This window comes from Pseudoalteromonas sp. AWM4_233 (genome assembly GCF_056158285.1).
On sequence record NZ_JBSWSZ010000017.1, the window covers coordinates 1 to 6,229 of the forward strand.

10 protein-coding genes and 2 pseudogenes are annotated in these 6,229 nt (G+C 42.5%); 10 read left to right on the plus strand and 2 right to left on the minus strand.

Annotated features, from left to right (window positions below):
• Positions 1-195 precede the first annotated feature (195 nt).
• From ACXAC4_RS18375 to ACXAC4_RS18410, 8 genes and pseudogenes are all read left to right on the plus strand, one after another.
• Positions 196-468, plus strand: a complete 273-nt coding sequence (locus ACXAC4_RS18375; RefSeq protein ID WP_475164431.1) for a hypothetical protein — start codon at positions 196-198, stop codon at positions 466-468.
• Between the two features lie 175 nt (positions 469-643).
• Positions 644-1,108, plus strand: coding sequence for a SctK family type III secretion system sorting platform protein (locus tag ACXAC4_RS18380; protein ID WP_475164432.1), 465 nt, complete (start codon positions 644-646; stop codon positions 1,106-1,108).
• Positions 1,109-1,229: 121 nt separating this feature from the next.
• Positions 1,230-1,592, plus strand: a complete 363-nt coding sequence (locus ACXAC4_RS18385) for a hypothetical protein (protein WP_475164435.1) — start codon at positions 1,230-1,232, stop codon at positions 1,590-1,592.
• A complete protein-coding gene (locus ACXAC4_RS18390) occupies positions 1,567-1,716 on the plus strand; it encodes a FliH/SctL family protein (RefSeq protein ID WP_475164439.1) in 150 nt (49 codons plus the stop codon). Before ACXAC4_RS18385 ends, ACXAC4_RS18390 begins: the two co-directional genes overlap by 26 nt.
• 149 nt (positions 1,717-1,865) lie before the next feature.
• A complete protein-coding gene (locus ACXAC4_RS18395; RefSeq protein ID WP_475164440.1) occupies positions 1,866-2,306 on the plus strand; it encodes a Crp/Fnr family transcriptional regulator in 441 nt (146 codons plus the stop codon).
• A 54-nt stretch (positions 2,307-2,360) separates the two neighbouring features.
• Positions 2,361-2,489 carry a hypothetical protein gene (locus ACXAC4_RS18400; protein ID WP_475164443.1) on the plus strand — a complete coding sequence of 43 codons (129 nt, stop codon included), beginning with the start codon at positions 2,361-2,363 and terminating at the stop codon, positions 2,487-2,489.
• 27 nt (positions 2,490-2,516) lie between these two features.
• Positions 2,517-2,813 (plus strand): annotated as a pseudogene (locus tag ACXAC4_RS18405) (GNAT family N-acetyltransferase); the annotation flags it as partial.
• Positions 2,785-3,663 carry a DMT family transporter gene (locus tag ACXAC4_RS18410; RefSeq protein ID WP_475164444.1) on the plus strand — a complete coding sequence of 293 codons (879 nt, stop codon included), beginning with the start codon at positions 2,785-2,787 and terminating at the stop codon, positions 3,661-3,663. The pseudogene ACXAC4_RS18405 and the gene ACXAC4_RS18410, both read left to right, overlap by 29 nt.
• A 382-nt stretch (positions 3,664-4,045) precedes the next feature.
• On the opposite strand, the gene ACXAC4_RS18415 is transcribed toward ACXAC4_RS18410, so the two are convergent.
• Together ACXAC4_RS18415 and ACXAC4_RS18420 are read right to left on the minus strand one after the other, a co-directional pair.
• Positions 4,046-4,759 (minus strand): aminotransferase class V-fold PLP-dependent enzyme, encoded by a 714-nt coding sequence (locus tag ACXAC4_RS18415; RefSeq protein ID WP_475164447.1) that lies wholly within the window; start codon positions 4,757-4,759, stop codon positions 4,046-4,048.
• Positions 4,677-5,198, minus strand: coding sequence for a hypothetical protein (locus tag ACXAC4_RS18420; RefSeq protein WP_475164451.1), 522 nt, complete (start codon positions 5,196-5,198; stop codon positions 4,677-4,679). Before ACXAC4_RS18420 ends, ACXAC4_RS18415 begins: the two co-directional genes overlap by 83 nt.
• A 93-nt stretch (positions 5,199-5,291) precedes the next feature.
• Here ACXAC4_RS18420 and ACXAC4_RS18425 point away from each other — a divergent pair, with 93 nt between their 5' ends.
• Positions 5,292-5,885: a tryptophan 2,3-dioxygenase family protein gene (locus ACXAC4_RS18425; protein WP_475164452.1), complete on the plus strand. Its 594-nt coding sequence runs from the start codon at positions 5,292-5,294 to the stop codon at positions 5,883-5,885.
• Positions 5,863-6,189: pseudogene (locus tag ACXAC4_RS18430) on the plus strand (DnaB-like helicase N-terminal domain-containing protein); the annotation flags it as partial. The gene ACXAC4_RS18425 and the pseudogene ACXAC4_RS18430, both read left to right, overlap by 23 nt.
• Between the last annotated feature and the right edge of the window lie 40 nt (positions 6,190-6,229).

The window sequence follows — 6,229 nt, forward strand, 5'->3', positions numbered from 1 at the left end:
CTATTCAATTATGCATTGTCTCAGGATCTATCAGACAACACTGAATGCGATCGATGGGGTAACAAAAGCACGTGTGCACATTGTCCTTCCGGAAAGAAGCGAAGAACCAAGATAAGGTTGCACCTTCTGCATCGGTATTCATCAAGCATTTACCGGAAATTTCCCTCGAGGGACCAAATCCCCAAAATTAAATTAATGGTCAGCAATGCGATTGAAGGATTGAACTACGAACAAGTCTCGGTTGCGTTATTCCCGCTGCATGAATTTGATAATCGCATGGAAGAGCCAAACTATGTCAACGTCATGAACTTAAAAATAGCGCCAGACTCTGAAGGTCGTTTTTGGTGGATGGTGATTGTGTTGAGCTTGATCACTTTACTCTCCATTGCAGCGAATGTCTTTCTGTTCTTACAGTTTAAGCAGAAGAAAAAAGAATCCACGGAACTCAGTACACAAGTAAATGCTTAAGTTAACCCAACTTCTTGAGTTTCATCGAATTGATCCGACCATTGTGCATGACACATGGTGGGATCGACTTCCTCATGCAGATATGCTGCATCGGCTTCTTAATGAGCCTGCGGGAAGGTTCAGACTGTCAGAATATCTTCAGGAGTTGTATCCCCACCTTGGGCAATGGCAGGATGTGACAACACCTGAGATTGAACCTATTCTGCTGATGCCAAAGGAAGTGGTCCAGCAATTGCTGCAATATGCAGCAGCGACTGTTTTCCACGAGACATTAAGGCAAACGATCGACCGAGAAAAGCTCAATCAAGCACTGGTATTACTGGGTCAAGATGCCTACCAATTTGCGATGCACCGTGCTGCTTTCTCCCCGATGGGTATTGAACCTGCATTCGAATTAGCAGGTGACTCACCAGATGATGCTGAGTGCATGATAGCGGTCATCTATGCGGCTATCATCAAATCCCTATCGCACTTACCGGATAGTATTGTGTCTCGATTTATTTTGAAGCTTCCAGCAACATGGTATGAAAAAGCAGTTGTCTATACAGGAAAAATTCAGGTCAATGGGCCAGCTCTGTTACAGCAACTTCAACGATTGACTAAAGGATCACTTGGGCAATGGTACGCGTTATACAACTAAATAGTGAAGCAGCAACGCTTTCACAAGAAACCAAAATCCTTTCTTCTGAGCAGTTCGATACTTTTCATGAGTTACACGATTTGCTTGTGAAAAACGCAGGAAAGAAAACAAGCACTGGAAGATGAAGCCGCTTCGATTTTTTGAAAAAGAAAAAGATCGTGGCTACCAGGAAGGCCTTTTAAAAAGCCAGATAGAAATTGCTGAGCAGCAGATCGCTGTGTATCAGCCAAACTATCAATTTCTTTGCATCCGTCGAACAGCGAATGGTAGATCTGGCTCATCTGATGGAATGCGCCAGATTTTGGGTGAGTTGGATGTCGCGGATGTCTCTGGTCAGATCATCAAGCAAGCGCTTCGAACGATTGGTGATGAAAAACAAGTAAAGTTCCGGGTCGCACCTGAAAATGTCTCCTCTGTACAAGAACAATTACATATGATCTTATCAGAGTATCGATCTCGTGAGTTTTGCACATGTGGAAGGTGACCCGCGTATTCGAGATCAGGGTTGTATTCTGGAAACAGATATTGGTCTAGTTGATGCAACAGTGCAAACACAACTCGAAGCGCTGCAAAAAGCACTGGAAAAAAACTTCGCCAGTAAAAAGTAATTGGTCATGATGCCCGAACAATCCCTTCTATCCATGTTACAAGCGTTCGGGCATGATCGGGACACAGCGAACGATTTTACGCGAGCAATCAGAGCAAATACAGATACCAGCGAAAACATGTCTGATCCGCCAGGGAGAGTCGCTGACACATGTATTTTTTCTCATTGAAAGGTGTTTGTCAGGCGAGTTATTTCACCGATCATGGTAAGCAATTCATCAAAGAGTTTTATTGGGAAAACGACTTTCTGATTGGGTTTGAAAGCTTATTAAAGTCACAACCAGCATTAGATTCCAACGAGAATCCTTATCTGAGAGTACTTTATTTAAAGTATCTGTGGATGAATTGCATCAATGGCGCGCGCGATCTTCCCCGTGTTTGGTGTCATATCGTAGAGCAACAATTGTTACATAAAGAGTTTAAAGAGCGCTTTATGTTGCTTCATTCACCCGAAGAACGATATCAACAATTTTGCCAACGATATCCTGAGCTTGAAAAACAAGTGGCAGATTATCAAATCGCATCTTATCTTGGGATCACGCCAATCAGCTTAAGCCGAATCAAAAAACGTAGCCAGCTTAACAAAGGTTAATGCGGTAGCTCCGCAATGTCTGTAAAGTCGTTTTTATTTAACGGAGACGCTTTCATGAATTGGCAATGCCTTCCATTTAGTCAGCTGACTACGCACCAGTTATATGATCTACTGAAACTCAGAGTGGATGTTTTTATTGTTGAACAAGATTGTCCATTTTCAGACTTAGACAATCGCGATTAACTCTCGAGTGTTTATCACCTTTGTGGGTATGAACAGGACAAGCTGGTTGCTTATGCGCGACTGATGCCACCTGGAAGTGTATTTGAGAAAGCGAGTATTGGACGAGTAGTTACATCGCCAGATGCGAGAGGCTCGGGAGCAGGGCAGGCGTTGATGCGCGAAGCGATCAGACAATGTGGGTTGTTTTGGCCTGGTGTCGATATTGAAATTGCAGCACAGGAATATTTATTGAATTTCTATCAATCTTTTGGATTCGAAGCATATACAGATGCATACCTTGAAGATGGGATCCCACATGTGGATATGCGGCTGCATCAATCATGAGTGGCTTTCTTACACCAGTTCAGATAGCCATGCTGATCCTCGTGATTGGCAATATTTTTGTTCTTTTTCTGATGTTGCCGTAAAAATGATGGGGGGAGAAATATCCCCATTCCAATATATTTTTTTCCGACAGTGCATTTGTGTACTGCTTTTATATCCTATCTGGAAGAAAAACAGTGCTCCAGCCCGAGCCGTCGGGAGTTTAAAAATCACGTTATTCCGCGCACATTTGGTGATTATTGGAAGCTGCTGTATGGTCGTTGCGTTGACTTATTTATCCCTTGCGACTGCGAATGCCATTTTTTACGCCGCCCCGCTACTCATGATCCCATTGTCATTCTTATTTCTTGGTGAACGCCCTCCTTGGACAAAGGTTTTCGGCACACTCTTTGGATTTATGGGAGTTATCATTGTATTACGCCCATCACAGTTTCATTGGTCGGCTTTATTTGCACTTGGCTGCGCAACGACTTTGGCATTGTTTCATGTCTGTTCTCAAAAGTATCCCACAAAGTCAGCCCGTTGTTACGACACTTTTTTGGACGAGTTTAATCCACTCCCTGTATCACTTGGCTTAGCCGTGTATTTTTGGCAGCCCATGGATATCAGCATACTGATGTTGATTGTACTCAGCTCATTATTTACGTTGGGTTACCATGGTAGCGCTGTAGCGGCGTATCGACGTGCGCCTGCGACTCAGATCTCAATTGCGGAGTACACCGGGCTGATCTTTGTTGCGCTCATTGGTGTGATTGGCTTCGATGAAGTTCCTGATGCACTGACTTGGCTTGGTATTGCAATGATTATCTTACCCATGTTGCCGATGAAGCATCTGTTTTGTAAAAGCTAAGTAGTGAAATAGCTGGGTAGCTAGTTTTATCATGATTCATCATCGGTTTGCCTGTTTGTGTTTTATATCTCTTACGTTTCCATGGACAGATACGATAAGATCAATGTGAGAGGGAATGAATTGATGCTTCCATTTGATCAAACCAAAACTTGGGCATGTCTACTTCTCATAGGATTAGTGCACACGGCATATGGCTTGTATTACCAAGGGATAAAAAATTTCAGTCACACTGATTACTGTTCTCAGTTATATTGATCACGTTGTTGCCATTCTTACGTAGGTGCTCTTCTTTGATTATCGTTTGGATCTGACTCAGATCAAAAGCATCGGTTTGATGCTTTTGGCGAGTTGGGGCAATTCCTCACTTAGCTTAGTCAGGGAATTAGCTAAATGCTTGTCGAAGATCATAATCCCCATCATGATACAGTGCGAAACCAAAACGAAGTCTATCTCCACGGCAGTCCGTCTGGATCATATGTGTATTTAACTGCTGCTGTAGCTGATCGGCAATCTCAGCAGATGGCAGAACAAATGTGAGGAAATGGCCATGATCCATTGCTGATTGGTAAAGCAGTGATTGGTGGTTGAGGTAGGGATGATCCAATGTATTAATATGTGCTAAAAACAGTTGTTGTCGCTGCTGAATAAATTCGTGAATTTGCGACACACTGATCCCTTCTTTTTTAAACAGCGATAAAACCGCATGGAGCCTGTAGATTGCAGAATAATCCATTGTTGCTCCAGCAAACCGATATCCAGATGAACTATAGGCGACCTGATCAGAACGTGGTGCAGCGAGTGCATCGAATTCAGCAAACCAGCCTGTATACAAAGGTCTGAGTGCACAGTTTGTAGGAACAGTAATAAAGCAGCAACCTTCACCACCTTGAGCATATTTATAGCCGCCAGCAATATAAAATACACGGTTTTCAATGCTGCCCAAATCTGTTGGGATTGCCATAAATCCGTGGTAGCCATCAATGGCAACAATCGTGTCCGAGTTTTTGACGTGGTTAACGATCTCTGTCAAGATCGCCGCAAATATGGCCGGAATTAAAGAAAACATGCGAAAAGAAAACCAAGTCAGCGTCTTCATGTAAAGCTTCACAAAATCGAGATTCGAAAGTCTCAACCGGAGACTGAGGCACTGCTATCACTTCGATATTTTCACATTCATTGAGGCGCTTTATTTGGCGTTGAAAAGTATGAAATTCACTGTCGGTTGTAATGATCCGTTGCGGTTTTCTGAGATCAAGACAAGAAAGCAGACGAAAAACAAACTCATGCGTATTGGGGGCAAAGGTGATTTGGCTTGGATTTGATATATTCAGGTTTTCTGCGATCAGCCTTTGTGTTTGGGGAATTCTATGCTGAAAAAAATGGCTCCATTTTTCGTCTACATATTTGGCACAATCATCCCAATACTCTAGCATGGCATCTCGTGTTACATCCGGCCAATAGTGATGGCTGTGACAGGAAAAATGTTGTACATCTTTGTTTGCAGATAAAAAACGTTGGTAGTACTGGCGGTACATGGTTGTTCCCGATTATTATATTTTTTAGTCAAGCCATCATAGCAAATGACGGAAAAACAACCAGATCCTTTACAATAACTAGAAGAAAAAACCATGAATGTTACCTACGCGAGTTACCTCAAAGTCGATGAACTGATTTCTTTGCAACATTGTCTTTCTGATGGACCAGAGCATGATGAATTGCTTTTTATTACCATCCACCAAGTTTATGAACTTTGGTTCCAGCAGTTGCTTCATGAAGGCAGCAAGTTGGTTGATTTATTGGGAGAAAATCGGCTGAATCAAGCACAGCATACGTTGAAACGAATGCTTAAAATTCTCAAAACGATGGTCAATCAGGTCGATATTTTGGATACGATGACCCCACTTGAGTTTCTTTCATTCCGCAAGTTTTTATCTAATTCAAGTGGCTTTCAATCCTATCAGTTTCGAGAGCTGGAATATTTCCTAAGGAAAAAAGACCGTCGATTTATGGCTCAGTTCAAAGAAGAGCCAGAAATTTTGGCAAAATTAGAAAAACGCTTGAAATCACCAAGCCTTTGGCGAGAATTTTTAGGCATGCTTTTACAAAGAGGTTTTGCAGTCCCTGCGGAAGTGCTTGAAGCGCCAATTGATGAACCAACGAAAGAGAGTGCTGAACTACAAGCTTTATTACTGGATGTTTATCGACTTAATCACTATCTCTGAAAGCCTAGAAAAGAATAACCAACTGAGTGCAGTGGGTGGTTTTGCCTATTTAGCTGAAATTGCTAAAAATACGCCAAGTGCTGCTAACATCGATGCTTATGCTGCGATTGTACGTGAGCGTGCGGTTGTTCGTGAGATGATCACGGTTGCCAATGAAATTGCTGAAGCGGGCTTTAACCCTGAAGGGCGTGATAGCCATGAACTACTCGATTTAGCTGAAAGTAAAGTATTTAAAATTGCAGAGCAGCGCTCAAAAAGCACTGAAGGCCCACAAAGTATTCACTCAATCTTAGAAAAAACAGTCAGGTGCTGTGTAAGAGGTGAATCTAACCGTCGTTAACCTT